Consider the following 17,541-nt stretch of genomic DNA (forward strand, 5'->3'; position numbering starts at 1 on the left):
CGGGCGCCCCGTGTTGCTCAATCCACCGAGATGCGGGCCTGCCTGATGATCTCGGCGTAGCGCGCCGAGTCCTGCCGCATCAGCTCGGCGAACTCGGCGGTCGGGCCGCTGGCCGGCAGGAAGCCGGCATCCAGGAATTTCTGGCGCACGTCCGGCTCCCGCACGATCTCGCTGATCTCGCGCGCCATGCGTTCGATGATCGGCTTGGGCGTGTTGGCCGGCGCCATCAGGCCGGCCCACGAGCCGGTGACGAAGCCCGGCATGCCGGCTTCCTCCATGGTGGGTATCGACGGCTCGGTCGGCCAGCGCTGCCGGCCGGTGAAGCCCAGCGCCTTCAGGCGGTTCTGCTTGACGTACTGCATCGGCACCAGGATCGGGTCGAACACCATCGACACGCGGCCGCCCAGCAGGTCGGTCAGGATCGGCGCGCTGCCCTTGTAGGCCACGTGCGTCATGGTGATCTTGTTGCGCAGCGCGAAATCGGCGCCGGTCAGGTGGGCGCTGGAGCCGTTGCCGCTGGACGCGTAGGTGAGCTTGTCCGGATGCTTGCGGGCGTATTCCACCAGCTCGGCCACGCTGTTGACGGGCAGGTCCTGCGACACGAACAGGAACAGTGGCAGGTCGGCCATCTGCGCCACCGGCGTCAGGTCCTCGGGCTTGTAGGCCAGCTTGTAGAGATGGAAGTTGATGATGTAGGCGGGCAGGATCGACAGGAAGGTGTAGCCGTCGGGATCGGCCTTGGCGGCCACCGACGCGCCCACGCTGCTGTTGGCGCCGGGGCGGTTCTCGACAATGATGGTCTGCTTCAGGCGCGGGCCGAGCTTTTCCATCACGATGCGGGTGACGATGTCGGTGGAGCCGCCGGGCGTGTAGGGCACGATGACCTTGATCGGCTTGCTGGGCCAGTCGTCCGCGTGGACGGGGCCGGCCGCCAGGCCGATGGCGGCCACGGCGGTGCAGAGCAGGGTCTTGAGGGCGTTGCGGCGATGTCTTGCCGCGCGGTGGCTGGGCTGCGGTTTCCTTGCAAGTGCCATGGATTTGTCTCCTCCATGAATCGGCCGAATGCCGACGCGCGCCCCGGGTTTTTTGTAGTGGCGCGGCCGGTTTTCCTGAGGGATGGTGATCGCGTTTCCTGGCGGTCAGGACGCGAAAAAAGTATGGCACGCAGGGTCCGGCCAACCGCCGCGCGGACCCCGCGATAAAGTTCGATCACCGGACTTCGCGTGCATCTCCCAAACGGTTTGCTACTCGGGTTTCCACTAGGCCGGTGTGCGTTGTTCACGCCGTGGACATCGCGTAATCTGGCGGCCGGCCCGCAAAGCATGGGCTCGGTTTCAGCCGCAGCGGGCCTACAGGCCGGCGCGGGCATCTAATTCAGGAGAAGCAATAATGAAGCGGTTGATTTCGTTTGCTGCCGGCGCGCTCGCCCTGGCATGTGCATCCCAGGCAGCGGTGGCCGGCCCCACGCTGGATGCGGTCAAGAAGAAGGGTTACGTGCAGTGCGGCCTGACCGACGGCGTTTCGGGCTTCTCGGCCACCAACAGCAAGGGCGAATGGGAAGGCATGGACGTGGACATCTGCCGCGCCGTCGCCGCCGCCGTGTTCGGCGACCCGACCAAATTCAAGGGCACCGCGCTGTCGACCCAGCAACGCTTCACCGCGCTGCAATCGGGCGAAGTCGACGTGCTGCTGCGCACCGTCACGCTGACGCAGACCCGCGACACCTCGCTGGGCCTGTCGGCCGTGGCCGCCAGCTTCTATGACGGCCAGGGCATCCTGGTGAACAAGAAGCTGGGCGTGAAAAGCGCCAAGGAACTGAACGGCGCCACCGTCTGCGTGCAGCCGGGCACCACCACCGAACTGAACCTGGCCGACTGGTTCCGCGCCAACAACATCGAATTCAAGCCGGTCGTGATCGACAAGGTCACCGAAGTCGTGCGCGCCTTCGAGTCGGGCCGTTGCGATGCCTTCACCGACGACGCCTCGCAGCTGGCCGCCGTGCGCGCCACGCAGGTCGCCAAGCCGGACGACTACGAGATCCTGCCGGAACGCTTCTCCAAGGAGCCGCTCGGCCCCATGGTGCGCCAGGGCGACGAGAACTGGCTGGGCATCGTCCGCTGGACGCTGTTCGCGCTGCTGGAGGCCGAGGAATACGGCATCACGCAGAAGAACGTGGACGAGATGCTCAAGAGCAACAACCCCAACGTGGCGCGCATCCTGGGCGTGACGCCGGGCGCCGGCAAGAACATGGGCCTGGACGAGAAGTGGGCCTACAACGCCATCAAGGCCGTGGGCAACTACAGCGAAGTGTTCGAGCGCAACGTCGGCAAGGACAGCAAGCTGGGCCTGCAACGCGGCACCAACGCGCTGTGGAGCAAGGGCGGCGCGATGTACCCGTGGCCGATCCGCTGAACGCGGTGAGGTGACCCTGGACGGCCCGCCTCGCGCGGGCCGTTTTGTTTGATGGGCGGCCTCGGGGATAGATGACAGGATCGTCATGCGATATGGCTGCACCGTTATGCGGTACGCTATGCGCTTTTCCACCGGACGCATCCCGCGCCATGACGCAGACCCGACCCGAGGATTCCCCCTTGTTCATCGCCGCGCTGGCGCGCGGCGTTTCCGTGCTGCGGGCCTTCAGCGAAGGGCGGCCGGCGATGACGCTGCCGGAGCTGGCCGAGGCCACCGGCCTGAGCAAGAGTTCGGTGCAGCGCTTCACGCATACGCTGTGGACGCTGGGCTACCTGCGCAAGGACCCGGCCAGCAAGAAGTTCTCGCTGGGCCCGTGGTCGCTGGAGCTGGGCATGAAGTACGTGCAGACCAGCGCGCTGGTGCTGGGCGGCAATCCGTTCCTGCACGCGCTCAACCGCAACTGCCAGGAAACCTGCAGCCTGGCCGAGCCCGACGGGCTGGACATGGTCTACGTGGCGCGCTTCGCCACTCACAAGGAAATGTTCGTCAACATGCCGGTCGGCATGCGGCTGCCGCTGTATTGCACGGCGGCGGGGCGCGCGGTGCTGGCGCGGCTCGATCCGCAGGTGGCGCGCGGGCTGCTGGAACGCTGTGAGCGCAAGGCGTATACCGCGGCCACGATCACCGACCTGGACGCGCTGCTGGCCGAACTGGAATTCGCGCGCCGCCATGGCTACGCGCGTTCCAACGGCGAGTTCTATCCGGGCGACATCACCGTCAGCGCGGCGGTGCTGGATGCGGGCGGCACGCCGCAGGGCGCCGTCAATGTCTCGGTGCCGTCGAGCCGCTGGTCGTTCGAGCAGGCGCAGGCCGTGTTCGGGCCGCAGGTGGTGGAGACGGCGCACGCCATCAGCGCGTCGCGCACGCTGGGGCGCTCGCATCCGTTCTACGAACTCGAACCGCCGGGGGGCGCCTTGCGCGCCGCGCCGCTGGACGACGACGAGGCCTGATCGCGGTGGCGTTCCGTCACGGGCGCGGCCTTGGGGCATTGTCCCCGCGGGCGCGAACCGAGGGGGCTGATTCGAAGCGCTGATTCAGGGCGTTGGCGATGCACCAGCCGGGTGCGCCGTTGCGCCAATTCCATACTGTTTTGATCGGATATTAATTTTCCAATCAGGGGGAACACCCTAATTGGCGAGGCATTGGCGCGCGCGTTAATCTATTTTTGACACGATCGTATCGTATAGCGATTTGATCGAATCTAAAATTTCGGTCCGCCACTCGTTTGCGGGCCGTCGCCAAGGAGCCGCGCTGTGCCGTCGTCCGCCGAAGTCCGCTTTCATCCCGTGTCGGGATTCATGGGCCTGCCGCCGGCCCGCGCCGCCGGAACCGGCGCCGCGCGCGCCTGCGTCGTGGGCATCCCGTTCGACTGCGGCACGCATCCGTTCCGGGTCGGTTCGCGCCAGGGGCCGGACGCGATCCGCGAACAGTCGCGGCTGTTGCGGCCGGTGGACATCTTCCGCCGCCATGGCATCGACAATCCGCCCGAGTTCCTGCGCGTGATCGACGTCGGCAACGTGGCCTGCCATCCCGGCGATCCGGACGCGTCGTACCCGCTGATCGAGGCCGGCATCGGCGCCATCCTCGACGCCGGCGCGATCCCGATCTCGATGGGCGGCGACGGCGCCGTGACGCTGCCGCAACTGCGCGCCGTGGCGCAACGCCACCCGGACTTCGTGGTGCTGCATTTCGACTCGCACACCGACACCTATCCGATCCCTGGCTACAACACCGCCACCACCTTCACCCGCGCCGCCGAGGAAGGCCTGCTGGACGTGCGGCGCAGCTTCCACGTGGGCACACGCGGCAGTTCGTTCATGCCGGGCGTCATCGAGTTCGGCCGCGAGGTCGGCTACACCATCATGCCCTTCGACGAGTTCGACGAGGACCAGAAGGGCGCGCTCGACGCCATCAAGCAACAGATCGGCGAGAGGCCGGTGTACCTGTGCTTCGACATGGACATCTTCGACCCGTCCTGCGCGCCCGGCGTCTGCACGCCGGAGTGGGGCGGCCTGTCGCCCAAGGAAGGGCTGGCCCTGCTGCGCCAGCTGGCCGGACTCAACTTCGTGGCCTTCGACGTCAATACCGTTTCGCCGCCGCAGGACGTGCAGGGCGCCACGGCGTTCCTGGCCGCCACCGTCATGCAGGAATTCTGCGCGTTGGCGGCGGTGGCGGTACGGCAGTACCCGCAAGGACGTCCGGACTGAACCGGCGCATTGCGGCATCCATTTCATACAAGGGGAATTGCATGAAACTCAAATCCATCCTGCTCGGCCTGGCTTCGGCCGCGTTGCTGGCCCAGGCCGGCGCCAGCATGGCGCGCACGCTCGACGAGGTGCGCGCCGACAAGACCTTGAACGTGGTCACCACCGCGTCGGCGCCGCCGCACGGCTTCAAGAACCCGCAGTCGAACCGGCTCGAAGGCATCATGGTGGACGTGGCCGCCGCGGTCGCCAAGCACCTGGGCGCGAGCGACAAGCTGGCCGACGTGCCGTTCTCGGGCCTGATTCCGACGCTGACCTCGGGCCGCGCCGATCTGATGTCGGCGCCGCTGTTCATCACCGAGGAGCGGGCCCGCGCCATCGACTTTTCGGCGCCCGTGTACGAATGGGGCGAGGGCATCGTGGTCAGCGACAAGGCCACCCGCCGCTACGCCAAGTTCGAGGACATGCAGGGCCAGAAGGTCGGCGTGCTGGTGGACTCGGTGCAGTTCAACATGATCAAGGACATGCCCGGCACCAAGGTCTCGACCTACCAGGACTATTCCACGCTGCTGGCCGACGTGCGCGCCGGCCGCGTCGACCTGGGCATCGTCGATCCGCCCAGCATCATCTACCAGATCAAGACCAAGAACATCCCGGGCGTGAAGCTGGACACCGGCTACCAGCCGCAGCGCAAGTGGCAGGTGGGCATGGCGGTGCAGAAGGGCAACACGGCGCTGCTGGAGGCCGTCAACGCCGCGCTGGCCGAGATGAAGCGCAACGGCGAACTCGCCGCCATCGGGCAGAAGTGGGGCGTGTCCGACCTGCTCAGCAAGTAGGGCCGCCGCCGCACGGATCAGCAGCACGAGTTAAGGAGCAAGAATTGGATTTCGCTACGTTGCGCATGTACCTGAGTCCCCTGGCCGAGGGCACGCTCTGGACCCTGGCGCTGTTCTTCTGTTCGGCTTTCCTGGCGGTGGCGCTGGGCCTGGTGGTGTGCCTGTGCCGCCTGTCGCGGCGGCCGGCGCTGAGCCGCGCCGCGCGCGTCTACATCGACATCATCCGTGGCACGCCGCTGCTGCTGCAGCTGTTCTACATCTACTACGGCCTGCCGGAGCTAGGCGTGGTGATCAACGGCTTCGTGGCCGGCGTGCTGGGGCTGACGCTGAATTTCGGCGCCTACCTGGCCGAGCTGTTCCGCAGCGGCATCCAGTCGGTGGATGCCGGCCAGTACGAGGCGGCGCGCGCGCTGGGGTTGCGGCGCACGCAGCGGCTGCAGCGCATCGTGCTGCCGCAGGCGCTGCGCACCATCTTCCCGGCGCTGGGCAACTACGCGCTGGTGCTGGTCAAGGAGACCTCGCTGGTGGCGGTGATCAGTGTCTACGAACTGATGCGCGCCGGCGAAATGCTGGCGGGCGCGACCTTCCAGGCGCTGACGGTCTACACCATGGTGGGCGTCATCTATTTTGCGCTGTGCAGCGTGCTGGCCTATCTGTTCCGGCGCTCGGAAAAGCGCCTGACCGTGCCGGGCTACTGGAGCGGCGCCGGCGACAACCATGACATTTCCAAGGCCTGACGCGATGGACGGATTGAACTACGCGGCGCCGATCATCACGATGCGGGGCGTATCCAAATGGTATGGCGATTTCAAGGTGCTGGACGGGCTGGACCTGGAGGTCCGCCCCGGTGAAAAGCTGATCCTGTGCGGCCCGTCCGGCTCGGGCAAGTCCACCACCATCCGCCTGCTGAATCGGCTGGAAGAGCACCAGCAGGGCACCATCGTGGTCGACGGCATCGAGCTGAACGACGACGTCGGCAACATCGAGCGCATCCGCGCCGAGGTGGGCATGGTGTTCCAGCACTTCAACCTGTTCCCGCACCTGACGGTGCTGGAAAACTGCACGCTGGCGCCGATGCTGGTCAAGGGCGTGGCGCCGGCGGAGGCGGAAAGCCGCGCCATGCAGTACCTGGAGCGCGTCAAGATCCCGCAGCACGCCGCCAAGTATCCGGGCCAGTTGTCCGGCGGCCAGAAGCAGCGCGTGGCAATCGCCCGCGCGTTGTGCATGCAGCCCAAGATCATGCTGTTCGATGAGCCGACCTCGGCGCTCGATCCGGAGATGGTCAAGGAGGTGCTGGACACCATGGTGGCGCTGGCGCGCGAGGGCATGACCATGGTCTGCGTGACCCACGAGATGGGCTTCGCGCGGGAGGTGGGCGACCGGGTGGTGTTCATGGACCAGGGCGCGATCGTCGAGACCGACACGCCGGACAATTTCTTCCGGGCGCCGCGTTCGGAGCGGGCGCAGGCATTTCTGGGACAGATCCTGGCGTAGGCGCGGCCTTCTCCTGGCGGCACCGCCTTGGGAGCGGCCTGAATTCCGGTTGCCGGAACCTGGGGAATGGTTCCATGCCGACCCGCGCAAATGGCTCTACCCGGTTTGCGCTACGCTACCTATCATGCCTATCGGGCCGGCAAGCAGCCGCCGGCCCGAGCCAACACCTACAACCAGGGAAACACGATGAACGGCGCTGATAGTCTTTGCGATACCCTTCTGGCCAATGATGTGGACGTCTGCTTTGCCAACCCGGGCACGTCCGAGATGCACTTCGTCGCGGCGCTGGATCGCAAACCGAAGATGCGCTGCGTGCTGGGCCTGTTCGAAGGCGTGGTGACGGGCGCCGCCGATGGCTACGCGCGCATGGCCGACAAGCCGGCGGCGACGTTGCTGCACCTGGGGCCGGGCCTGGGCAACGGCCTGGCCAACCTGCACAACGCCAAGCGCGCGCGCACGCCGATGGTCAACATCGTCGGCGACCACGCCACCTACCACGTGCAGTACGACGCCCCGCTCACCAGCGACGTCGAAGGCGTGGCGCGGCCCATGTCGCACTGGGTCAAGCGCGGCATGTCGGCCGAATCGATGTCGGCTGACGCCGCCGAGGCCATCACCGTGGCGCGCCGCCATCCGGGCAACATCGCCACCCTGATCCTGCCGGCCAACTCCGCCTGGACCGAACTGCCGGCGGACACCGCGGTGGTCAAGGTGGTCGACGAAGCCGTGCCGCACACCACGGTCGAGGCGGTGCGCGCCGCCGCCAAGGCGATCCGTTCCGGCGAAACCACCACGCTGCTGTTGGGCAGCACCGCGCTGCGCGAACGCGCCCTCAAGGCCGCCGGCCGCATCGCCCGCGCCACCGGCGTGCGGCTGCTGTCCGAAACCTCCAACCGCCGCATCGAGCGCGGCGGCGACCGCACGCCGGTGGACAGGCTGCCGTACCCGATCGACCTGGCCGTGGCCAAGCTCAAGGACGTGCGCCACCTGGTGCTGGTCGGCGCCAAGGCGCCGGTGGGCTTTTTCGCCTATCCCGGCAAGCCCAGCCTGCTGGCGCCCGAGGATTGCGAGAAGATCGTGCTGGCCACCGTCGAGCAGGACCTGGCGCACGCGCTGGAGTGGCTGGCCGACGAACTCGGCATCGCCGCCGACGCGCCGCGCCTGGCGGCGCCCGCGCCGGCCTACGAGGTGCCGGCCAGCGGCAAGCTGACCGGCGCCGCCGTCAACATCCTGGTGGCGCACCACCTGCCCGAGAACGCCATCGTCTGCGACGAGTCGATCACCCAGGGCCGCGAATTCCCGATCTACAGCGCCAGCAGCGCGCCGCACGACTGGCTGATGCTGACCGGCGGCGCCATCGGCATCGGCCTGCCGATGGCGGCCGGCGCGGCGGTGGCCTGCCCGGACCGCAAGGTCATCACCCTGCAGGCGGACGGCAGCGGCATGTACACCTTGCAGGCGCTGTGGACGCAGGCGCGCGAGAACCTGGACTGCCTGACGGTGATCCTGGCCAACCGTTCCTATGCCACGCTGCACGGCGAAATGAAGAACGTGGGCGTGCAGGAGCCGGGCCGCAACGCGCGCCGCATGCTCGACCTGGAAGAGCCGTATCTGGACTGGACGCACCTGGCGCGCGGCATGGGCGTGGAGGCGGTCAGCGTCGATACCGTGGAAGGCTTCGCCCGCGCCTTGCAGGACGGCCTGAAGCGCCGCGGTCCGTTCCTGATCGAAGCGCTGATCTGACGCGCCCGCCCCGCGCCGCGAGCAGGCGGCGCGGGGCAATCAGACGCCCAGGTAGCGCGTCAGCTGTTCGGGCGCGGCGGCCAGCGCCGCGCTGTCGCCGTCCTGCACGATCAATCCCTTTTCCATCACCAGGCAGCGGTCGGTGTGCGCCAGCACCGCGCGGTAGTTGCGGTCGACGATCAGCGTCGACATGCCGGTGGCGCGGATCTGCCGGATGATCCTCCAGATCTCGGCCACGATCAGCGGCGCCAGGCCTTCGGTGGCTTCATCCAGGATCAGCAGGTCGGGGTTGGTCATCAATGCCCGGCCGATCGCCAGCATCTGCTGCTCGCCGCCCGACAACTGCTGGCCGCCATGGCCCAGCCGTTCCGTCAGGCGCGGAAAGGTCTCCAGTACCCGCGCATAGGTCCAGTCGCGCCGTCCCTGTTCGCCGGCGCGCGCCGCCACCAGCAGGTTCTCGCGCACGCTCAGGTTGGGGAAGATGCCGCGGCCCTCGGGCACGTAGGCCACGCCCATCTGCGCGATGGAGTGCGGCCGGGCGCGGGTGCAGTCGGCGCCGCGCACCGCTACGCGGCCCTGGGCGCTGCGCACCTGGCCGACCAGGCTGCGGATCAGCGTGGTCTTGCCCATGCCGTTGCGGCCCACCAGTCCCACGGACTCGCCGGCCCCGATGCGCAGGCCGACGCCGCGCAGCACGTGGCTGGCGCCGTAGTACACGTGCAGGCCGTCGGCTTCGATCAGTGCGCGCATGGGTGTGCTCCGTCCAGGTCCTCGCCCAGGTAGGCGGTGCGAACCTCGGCATTGGCGTGGATCCGCGCCGGGTCGCCGCTGGCGATGCTGCTGCCGTTGACCATCACCGTGATGGTGTCGGCGATGCGGAACACCGCGTCCATGTCGTGCTCCACCAGCAGGATGGCGTGGTTGGCCTTGAGCGTCTGCAGCAGCGCCAGGATGCGGTCGGTTTCCTCCGGGCCCATGCCCGCCAGCGGCTCGTCCAGCAGCAGCACCCGCGGTTCGCCGGCCAGGCACATGGCGATCTCGAGCTGGCGCTTGCGGCCATGCGGCAGCAGGCCCGCCGGCCGCGCGGCGTCGGCCGCCAGGCCGGTGCGCTCCAGCGCCTGCGCGGCCAGGTCGGCGCTGACCGCGCAGGCCGAGGCCGGCCGCCACCAGTGCCAGAAGCGCTGGCGCCGCGCCTGAGCGGCCAGCCGGCAGTTCTCGAACACGCTTAGTTCCGGGAACAGGGTCGAGCGCTGGTAGCTGCGGCCCAGGCCGGCGCGGGCGCGCTCGGGCTGGCCCCAGGCGGTGATGTCGCGCCCGCCCAGCGACACCTGGCCGCTGCTGGGCGCCAGTTCGCCGGACAGGATGTTGATGAGGGTCGACTTGCCCGCGCCGTTGGTGCCGATGACGGCATGCACTTCACCGCGTTGCAATGCCAGCGACACGCCGTTGACGGCGGTCAGGCCGCCGAAGCGCCGGGTGACCGCGTCGGCGGTCAGCAGGGGATCAGGCATGGGGCTCTCCTTGGATCGGCAGAGGCAGCGGTTTGGCGGCAGGCGATGCGGCCGGCGCGGCCGGCGTGTTCGGGGCGTGGCGGGCGTGGCGCCGGCGCCATTGCGCCGGCAGGCCGGCCAGCCCGTCGGGCAGCAGCGCCACCAGCGCGATGATGGCCAGGCCCAGCGGCAGGTGCCAGTGGCGCGCGTAGTCGCCGAACAGCGCCTGCGACTGGAACAGTTCCTGCAGCAGCACCAGCGTCGCCGTGCCCAGCACCGCGCCGCCCAGGCTGCCCATGCCGCCCAGGATCACCATCAGCAGCACCAGCCCTGATTGTTCCCAGGCCAGCAGCTCGGGCGTGACGAAGCCGTCCTTGAGCGCGAACAGGAAGCCGGCCAGCCCCGCCAGCGCGGCGCCGATCACATACGCCGCCAGCTTGTACGGATAGGTCGAATAGCCGGCCGCCCGCATGCGCTGTTCGTTGATGCGGATGCCGGCCAGCGCCGCGCCGAAGGGCGAGCGCCGCAGCAGGGCCAGGAAGCCCCAGGTCAACGCCAGGCAGGCCAGCACGAAGAAGTAGTAGGCGTTGCCCTGGTCCAGGTCGAACGGCAGCCAGCCGCCGATCTCGGCCCGCGGCCGGAAATACAGGTAGATGCCGTCGCTGCCGCCGCCGACCTTGGTGTCGTGGAACACGTAGTACGCCATCTGCGCGAAGGCCAGCGTCACCATGATGAAGTACACGCCGCGCGTGCGCAGCGCCAGCGCGCCGGTCAGCGCGGCGTAGGCGGCCGCGGCCAGCAGCGCCGCCGGCAGCAGCCACCACAGGCTGGCCGCTTCCGATGACGGCGACAGCAGCGCGGCAGCATAGGCGCCGATGCCGAAGAACGCCGCGTGCCCCAGGCTGACCAGCCCCGCGCCGCCCACCAGCAACTGCAGGCTGAGCGCGAACACCGCATAGATCATGATCTTCACGGCCAGGCCGGTGTAGTAGTCGCTGCCGCTCCAGGCGAAGGCGGCCAGCGCCAGCAGGGTCGCGACAGGCAGGAGTCGATTCACATTCATGGTCAGCCCTGTTTGAACAGCCCTTCGGGCTTGCACAGCAGAATCGCGGCCATCAGCACGTACACCAGCACGCCCGCGGCGGCGGGGAACAGCACCTGGCCGAAGGTCTCGACCACGCCCACCAGCATTGCCGCCAGGAACGCGCCGCGGATCGAACCGATGCCGCCGATCACCACCACCACGAAGCAGATGATGAGCACGCCGTTGCCCATGCCCGGATACACCGACGACACCGGCGCGGCGATGCTGCCGGCCAGCGCCGCCAGCGCCACGCCGGCGGCGAACACCAGCCGGTACAGCTTGTTGACGTCGATGCCCAGCGATCCGGTCATCTCGCGGTTGCTGGCGCCGGCGCGCAGCATCATGCCGAGCCGCGTGCGCGCGATGACCCAGTACAGCAGCAGCGCCACCGCGATGCCCACCGCCGAGATGAACAGCCGGTACACCGGATAGGTCATCACGTCGCCCAGCGCGATGCTGCCCTGCAGCCAGGACGGCAGCGGCACGCCGTGGACGTCGTTGCCGACCAGGATGCTGCGCAGCTCCTCGAACACCAGGATCAGGCCGTAGGTCATCAGCACCTGCTGCAGGTGGTTGCGGCGGTACAGGTAGCTGAAGAACGCCGCCTCCAGCAGATAGCCGAGCGCGGCCGCGGCCAGCACGCACACCGCCAGGGTGGCGACGAAGCCGCCGCCGAGCCAGCGGTCCACCGCCGGCCCCAGCGCGAACGCCATGTAGGCGCCGATCATGTAGAAGCTGCCGTGCGCCAGGTTGATGATCCCCATGATGCCGAAGATCAGCGTGAGCCCGCTGGCCACCAGGAACAGCAACAGGCCGTACTGGAAGGCGTTCAGGCTCTGGATGAGCAGGATGCCGACGTCCATGGGGCCGCCGTTCCTAGAGCTTGCAGCCGCGGGCGGGGTCGGCCAGCTTGCGCACGGCCACGTCCACCACCTTGTTTTCCAGGCCGTCGACGCGGCGCAGGTAGATGTCCTGCACCGGGTTGCCGGCCTTGGACAGCGTGAACGCGCCGCGCGGGCTGTCGACCGTGGCGCCGCGCATGGCCTCGCGGAACTCCGCCTTCTTGCCGAAGTCGCCCTTGACCGCCGCCAGCCCCGACTGCATCAGCTGCGCGGCGTCGTAGCCTTGCACCGCGTAGACATCGGGCTGCATGTTGTAGGCCTTGCTGTAGTCGGCGCGGAAGGCGTTGTCGCGCGGCGTGTTCAGGCCGTCCGCATAGTGCAGCGTGGTCAGCAGCCCCTGCGCCGACGCGCCCCGCGCCTGCAGCGTGCCGTCGGTGAGAAAGCCCGAGCCGTACAGCGGGATGGTCTTGTCCAGTCCCGCGGCGTGATAGTCCTGCACGAATTTCACCGCGCCGCCGCCGGCGAAGAAGGTGAACACCATGTCGGGCTTGAGCGCGGCGATCTCGGTCAGCAGCGACTGGAATTCGACGTTGGGGAAGGGCAGGCTCAGTTCCTTGACCACCTTGCCGCCGGCCTGCTCGAAGCCTTCCTTGAAGCCGCCGATGGCCTCGTCGCCGGCCGCGTACTTCCAGGTGATGGTGACCGCCGTCTTGTGGCCGCGCGCCTTGGCCACCGGGCCCATGGCGTAGGCCGGCTGCCAGTTGGTGAACGAGGTGCGGAAGATGCCGGGGCCGCACAGCGGGCCGGTGATGGCGTTGGCGCCGGCGTTCGTCACGATCAGGGTGGTGTCGGCATCCTTGGCGGCCTTGGCCAGCGCCATCGCCACGCCCGAATGCACGGTGCCGATCAGCACGTTGACCTGGTCGCGCTTGATCAGGCGGTTGGCATTCTCGGCGGCCTTGGACGGGTTGGACTCATCGTCCACCTTGAAGTATTCGATCTCGCGCCCGCCGAGCTTGCCGCCCTGTTCGGCCACGTACAGCTTGAAGCCGTTCTCGATGGCGGTGCCGAGCGCGGCGAAGGTGCCGCTGTAGGGCAGCATGAAACCGACTTTGAGCTTGTCGGCGGCCAGGGCGCCGCTTGCGGCCAGCATCAGCGCCGCGCCTAGCGCGGCCCGGGTCAGGGCGTGGGTCATGGTGGTGTCTCCGTGCTTGTCATGGGCTGCCGGTGGGGCGGCCGGGTTGGTCCAGCGCGCCGACGAAGCCGGCGATGGCCTGGATAACGGTGGCGGGCTGGTCCTTGTGCGGCGAGTGGCGGCAGTCGGGAATCTCCAGCAGCCGTGTCTGCGGCGCGGCGCGGCGGATGCCGCGTATCTGTTCGAGCGTGCCGTACTCGTCGTCCACGCCCTGCATCGCCAGGACCGGGCAGCGGATGCGGGGCAGGTGCGCCTCGATGTTCCAGCAGCGGAAGGCCGGGTCCAGCCAGACGTCGTTCCAGCCGCGGAAGGCCGAATCGACGTCATCGTGATGGCGCGCCAGCCGCGCGCGCAGGTCCGTGTCCCGGTAAGCCTGGCGCGCCTGTTCGATGTGCGCCACGGTGCGGTCCTCGACGAAGATGTGTGGCGCGGCCGCCACCACGCCCGCCACCGCGCCGGGATGCAGGGCGGCGTAGAGCAGCGCAATGGAGCCTCCATCGCTGTGGCCGAACAGGACGGGCCGATCGCGGCTGGCGTCGATGCCGAGCGCGGCGAGCAGCGCGGGCAGCGCGTCGGCCGCCTCGCGGTGCATGAAGTCGACCGGGCGCCTTTCACCGGCGGCCAGCGGCGTGGAGCGGCCATAGCCGTAGCGCGAATAGACCAGCCCGCGGCAGCCGGCGGCGGCGCAGGCCTGCCGCGGCCAGTCCTTCCACATCGACACGGACCCCAGCCCTTCGTGCAGGAACACCAGCAGCGGCGCGTCGTGGCGCGCCGCCGCGATCCACTGGTATTCCAGGCGCAGGTCGCGGCCCGCCGCGCGCACGTGGACCAGCGCAGCGGGCTCGGGAGCGGGCACGGCGCTCATGGCGTGACCTGTTCCAGCTGGCGCAGGCGGAAGCGCTGGATCTTGCCGGTGGCGGTCTTGGGCAGCTCGTCGGTGAAGTCGATCTGGCGCGGATACTTGAAGGGCGCCAGGTGCTGCTTCACATAGCGCTGCAGATCGGCGCCGGTGCTCGCGTCCGGCGCGTAGCCGGGCCGCAGCACCACGTAGGCCTTGGTCTTGACCAGCCCGTCATGGTCCGGCACGCCGATCACGGCGGCTTCCAGCACCGCCTCGTGCTGCACCAGCACGTTCTCGACCTCGACCGGCGACACGTACTGGCCGCTGACCTTGATCATGTCGTCGCTGCGGCCGGCATAGGTGTAGTAGCCGTCGGCATCGCAGATGTACTTGTCGCCGCTCTTGAGCCAGTCGCCCAGGAAGCACTGGCGCGTCTTGTCGCGGTTGTTCCAGTACATCAGCGCGGCGCTGGGACCCTTGATGTAGAGGTCGCCGATGGCGCCGGCGGCCACCGGCGCGCCATTGTCGTCGCGCAATTGCACCTCGTAGCCGGGCACCGGCTTGCCGGTGGTGCCGTAGCGCAGCTGGCCGGCGCGGTTCGAGATGAAGATGTGCAGCATCTCGGTCGAGCCGATGCCGTCCAGGATGTCACAGCCGAAATGGCGCTGGAAGCGCTCGCCGATGTCGCGCGGCAGGGCCTCGCCGGCCGAGGTGCAGACGCGCATCGCCACCTGCTCGCGCGGCGGCAGGTCGGGCGCGGCCAGCATGCTGGCGTACAGCGTCGGCACGCCGTAGAACACGGTCGGGCGGTGCCGCACCAGGCGCTGGAACACGGCCTGCGGCGTGGGCCGCTCGGCCATCAGCACGACGGTGGCGCCGACCGACAGCGGAAAGGTCAGGCCGTTCCCCAGCCCGTAGGCGAAGAACAGCTTGGCGGCCGAGAACGCCACGTCGTCTTCGCGGATGCCCAGCACCGGCTTGGCATACAGCTCGGCGGTGTGCCACAGGTTGCCATGGGTGTGGACCACGCCCTTGGGCTTGCCGGTGGAGCCCGACGAGTACAGCCAGAAGGCGATCTCATCGGACAGCGTGCGCGCGGCCGGCGCCAGCGGGGCGGCGGCCAGCAGCGCGTCGAGCGGGTGCGCGCCGGCGGGCAGCGCCGCCGCGGAACGTGACACCACCAGGTGCTCGACCTCGCCGGGCGCCTGCGCCAGCGCGGCCTGCAGCGTCGGCAGCAGGTTCTCGGAGACGAAGGCGGCCCGCACGCGGCTGTGGCTGAGGATGTAGGCGTAGTCGTCCGGCGTCAGCAGGGTGTTCACGGCGACCGGCACCACGCCCGCATGCAGCGCGCCCAGGAACACCACTGGCCAGTCGGCCGTGTCCTGCATCAGCAGCAGGATGCGCTCCTCGCGCCGCAGCCCCAGCTGGCGCAGCGCGCCCGCCATGCGCGCCACGCGCTCGGCCAGGTCGCCGTAGGTGAGCTGGCGGGTGTTGTCGATGTAGGCCAGCTTGGCGGCGCGCGGCGCGTTCAAGGCGGCCAGGTGGCTGGCGAAGTTCAGTTCGGCGGGGCAGGCATTCACGGTTGTCTCCTGGTGTCCTGGCGGGCGGGGCAGCCTGTCCGGCGGTCCGCAAGCATCTGGCGGCTTGTCGTGACCGGGGACAGGGCATGGGGCGCGGGTCAGCCCGCGCCGGCAGCCGGCCGGCCACGCGGGGCGCGGCCGGGGCGCTGTGGGGAAGCGGGGCGCGGATTCATGCGCGGGTGAACTCGATGGCGCCGCCGGGCAGCAGGTACAGCACCAGCGCGCGGCCCTGCGTCACGGTGGGGCGGTGGGCGCTGCCGGGGCCATAGACCAGCCAGCCGGCGCCGTGGCCGTCGAAGCGCGCCGCGTCGGTCAGCGGCATGATCATGTCGATCTCGCCGTTGGGATGGGCGTGGTGCGGGCCGGCCAGATCGTCCATGTCGACCACGTCGACCGAACAGCCGCCCAGGTCCTCGGCCGGCTTGATGACGCGGCCGTAGCGGATGCCGCCGCCTTCGCGGTTGCACATCCAGCCGTCGGCCACGCCCTGCCTACAGGTGGCGAAGATGTCGGCGTACAGCGCGCTGTCGGGGCCGGCCTCCTGGTTCAGGCGCTGCTGCAGGGCGCCGTCCAGCGGTTGGCCGGCCATCAGGCCCGTCACCTGGCGCATCAGGGCGTGGAATCGTTCTGGCGTGCTCACCGGTCTCCTCCTATACACTGTCGGCGCTTCAGCGGCGGATGCAGTCCAGTGCTGTTTTGCCGCACCTGACGCCCTGTTGAAGCTGTTGAAGGAAAAATAGTGCTTCCATTGATGTGGGTCAAGCACTATAGTGCATAAATCGGGTGTTATCAGGGTTTTTGCGGAGTCAGCTACACCATGAACCAAGCGCTAGAAGACGCGGCGCCAACCGAACCCAGGCGGGAAGCTTTCCTGGTGGCATTGGGCGAGCGGGTGCGCCGCCTGCGGGCCATCCGCGGCATGACGCGCAAGGGCCTGTCGCAGGTGACCGGCGTGTCCGAGCGGCACCTGGCCAATCTCGAGCACGGCGTGGGCAATGCCTCGATCCTGGTGCTGTTGCAGATCGCCAAGGCCTTCAACTGCGCGCTGGCCGAGCTGGTGGGCGATGTCACCACCGAATCGCCCGATTGGTTGCTGATCCGCGAGCTACTCAGCGGCCGCACCGAGTCCGACCTGCAGCGCGCCCGCGAAGCGCTGACCCAGCTGTTCGGCGTGGGCGCCGGCGCGCAGCGGCCCAACCGCACCCAGCGCGTGGCGCTGATCGGCCTGCGCGGCGCCGGCAAATCGACGCTGGGGCAGATGCTGGCCGATGACCTCGGCTACCCGTTCGTCGAGCTGAACCGCGAGATCGAGCGCGTGGCCGGCTGCAGCATCCTGGAAATCCATAACCTCTACGGCCCCAACGCCTACCGCCGCTACGAGCGGCGGGCGCTGGAAGAGGCCGTGCAGATCTACCCGGAAATGGTGCTGGCCACCCCCGGCGGCCTGGTGTCCGAGCCGGCCACGCTCAACCTGCTGCTGGCGCACTGCTACACGGTCTGGCTGCGCGCCACGCCCGAGGAGCACATGGGCCGGGTGATGGCGCAGGGCGATTTCCGCCCCATGTCCGGCAACAACGAAGCCATGGCCGACCTGAAGCGCATCCTGGCCGGGCGCGAGGCTTTCTACGCCAAGGCCGACCTGACCTGGGTCACCAGCCATCTGGAGGTGCAGGAGAGCTTCGCCGGGCTCTGTTGCAAAAATCGTGAAGCTTGAGCATGCTTGGCGGAGATTGGACGGACGGAACGATGACGGATTTCAA

Annotated in this window: 17 protein-coding genes; 8 read left to right on the top strand and 9 right to left on the bottom strand. The window is 68.8% G+C overall.

What is annotated here, in order from left to right; all coding sequences use genetic code 11:
* Nucleotides 1-17: 17 nt before the first annotated feature.
* On the bottom strand, nt 18-1,034 hold the full coding sequence (locus AOZ49_RS14730; RefSeq protein WP_054476102.1) for a Bug family tripartite tricarboxylate transporter substrate binding protein: 1,017 nt from the start codon (nt 1,032-1,034) through the stop codon (nt 18-20).
* A gap of 355 nt (nt 1,035-1,389) precedes the next feature.
* Between AOZ49_RS14730 and AOZ49_RS14735 the strand changes: the two genes are divergently transcribed.
* The 7 genes from AOZ49_RS14735 (at nt 1,390) to AOZ49_RS14765 (ending at nt 8,749) form a co-directional block, all read left to right on the top strand.
* The gene (locus tag AOZ49_RS14735; protein ID WP_054428479.1) at nt 1,390-2,412 is read left to right on the top strand and encodes an amino acid ABC transporter substrate-binding protein; all 1,023 of its coding nucleotides are present in this window, start codon (nt 1,390-1,392) and stop codon (nt 2,410-2,412) included.
* Between the two features lie 149 nt (nt 2,413-2,561).
* Nucleotides 2,562-3,422, top strand: coding sequence for an IclR family transcriptional regulator (locus AOZ49_RS14740; protein ID WP_054476104.1), 861 nt, complete (start codon nt 2,562-2,564; stop codon nt 3,420-3,422).
* Between the two features lie 348 nt (nt 3,423-3,770).
* On the top strand, nt 3,771-4,679 hold the full coding sequence (locus tag AOZ49_RS14745; protein WP_054429206.1) for an arginase family protein: 909 nt from the start codon (nt 3,771-3,773) through the stop codon (nt 4,677-4,679).
* Nucleotides 4,680-4,720: 41 nt separating this feature from the next.
* Entirely contained in the window at nt 4,721-5,512 is a 792-nt protein-coding gene (locus AOZ49_RS14750) for an ABC transporter substrate-binding protein (RefSeq protein ID WP_054428477.1), read from the top strand.
* Between the two features lie 44 nt (nt 5,513-5,556).
* Nucleotides 5,557-6,249 carry an amino acid ABC transporter permease gene (locus AOZ49_RS14755; RefSeq protein WP_006390795.1) on the top strand — a complete coding sequence of 231 codons (693 nt, stop codon included), beginning with the start codon at nt 5,557-5,559 and terminating at the stop codon, nt 6,247-6,249.
* 4 nt (nt 6,250-6,253) lie between these two features.
* The gene (locus AOZ49_RS14760) at nt 6,254-7,006 is read left to right on the top strand and encodes an amino acid ABC transporter ATP-binding protein (RefSeq protein WP_054476105.1); all 753 of its coding nucleotides are present in this window, start codon (nt 6,254-6,256) and stop codon (nt 7,004-7,006) included.
* 186 nt (nt 7,007-7,192) lie between these two features.
* The gene (locus AOZ49_RS14765; protein ID WP_054429205.1) at nt 7,193-8,749 is read left to right on the top strand and encodes an acetolactate synthase large subunit; all 1,557 of its coding nucleotides are present in this window, start codon (nt 7,193-7,195) and stop codon (nt 8,747-8,749) included.
* A gap of 39 nt (nt 8,750-8,788) precedes the next feature.
* On the opposite strand, the gene AOZ49_RS14770 is transcribed toward AOZ49_RS14765, so the two are convergent.
* From AOZ49_RS14770 to AOZ49_RS14805, 8 genes are all read right to left on the bottom strand, one after another.
* The gene (locus tag AOZ49_RS14770; protein ID WP_054476107.1) at nt 8,789-9,499 is read right to left on the bottom strand and encodes an ABC transporter ATP-binding protein; all 711 of its coding nucleotides are present in this window, start codon (nt 9,497-9,499) and stop codon (nt 8,789-8,791) included.
* On the bottom strand, nt 9,487-10,260 hold the full coding sequence (locus AOZ49_RS14775; protein WP_054476109.1) for an ABC transporter ATP-binding protein: 774 nt from the start codon (nt 10,258-10,260) through the stop codon (nt 9,487-9,489). The genes AOZ49_RS14770 and AOZ49_RS14775 overlap by 13 nt, the downstream gene beginning before the upstream one ends.
* Nucleotides 10,253-11,302, bottom strand: coding sequence for a branched-chain amino acid ABC transporter permease (locus tag AOZ49_RS14780; RefSeq protein ID WP_054476110.1), 1,050 nt, complete (start codon nt 11,300-11,302; stop codon nt 10,253-10,255). The genes AOZ49_RS14775 and AOZ49_RS14780 overlap by 8 nt, the downstream gene beginning before the upstream one ends.
* A 2-nt stretch (nt 11,303-11,304) precedes the next feature.
* On the bottom strand, nt 11,305-12,186 hold the full coding sequence (locus tag AOZ49_RS14785) for a branched-chain amino acid ABC transporter permease (RefSeq protein WP_054476112.1): 882 nt from the start codon (nt 12,184-12,186) through the stop codon (nt 11,305-11,307).
* A gap of 13 nt (nt 12,187-12,199) precedes the next feature.
* Complete coding sequence (locus tag AOZ49_RS14790; protein WP_054476115.1) at nt 12,200-13,360, bottom strand: ABC transporter substrate-binding protein; 1,161 nt, start codon at nt 13,358-13,360, stop codon at nt 12,200-12,202.
* Nucleotides 13,361-13,379: 19 nt separating this feature from the next.
* Nucleotides 13,380-14,225 carry an alpha/beta fold hydrolase gene (locus AOZ49_RS14795; protein WP_054476117.1) on the bottom strand — a complete coding sequence of 282 codons (846 nt, stop codon included), beginning with the start codon at nt 14,223-14,225 and terminating at the stop codon, nt 13,380-13,382.
* Nucleotides 14,222-15,781, bottom strand: a complete 1,560-nt coding sequence (locus tag AOZ49_RS14800) for a benzoate-CoA ligase family protein (protein ID WP_054476119.1) — start codon at nt 15,779-15,781, stop codon at nt 14,222-14,224. The genes AOZ49_RS14795 and AOZ49_RS14800 overlap by 4 nt, the downstream gene beginning before the upstream one ends.
* Before the next feature lie 169 nt (nt 15,782-15,950).
* Complete coding sequence (locus tag AOZ49_RS14805; RefSeq protein ID WP_054428468.1) at nt 15,951-16,421, bottom strand: DUF4863 family protein; 471 nt, start codon at nt 16,419-16,421, stop codon at nt 15,951-15,953.
* 177 nt (nt 16,422-16,598) lie between these two features.
* Here AOZ49_RS14805 and AOZ49_RS14810 point away from each other — a divergent pair, with 177 nt between their 5' ends.
* Nucleotides 16,599-17,495: a helix-turn-helix transcriptional regulator gene (locus AOZ49_RS14810; RefSeq protein ID WP_054476121.1), complete on the top strand. Its 897-nt coding sequence runs from the start codon at nt 16,599-16,601 to the stop codon at nt 17,493-17,495.
* The last annotated feature ends 46 nt before the right edge of the window (nt 17,496-17,541 follow it).

Origin of the sequence: Achromobacter sp. 2789STDY5608615 (assembly GCF_001298995.1) — a bacterium.
Classification (GTDB): Bacteria; Pseudomonadota; Gammaproteobacteria; order Burkholderiales; family Burkholderiaceae_B; genus Achromobacter; species Achromobacter insuavis.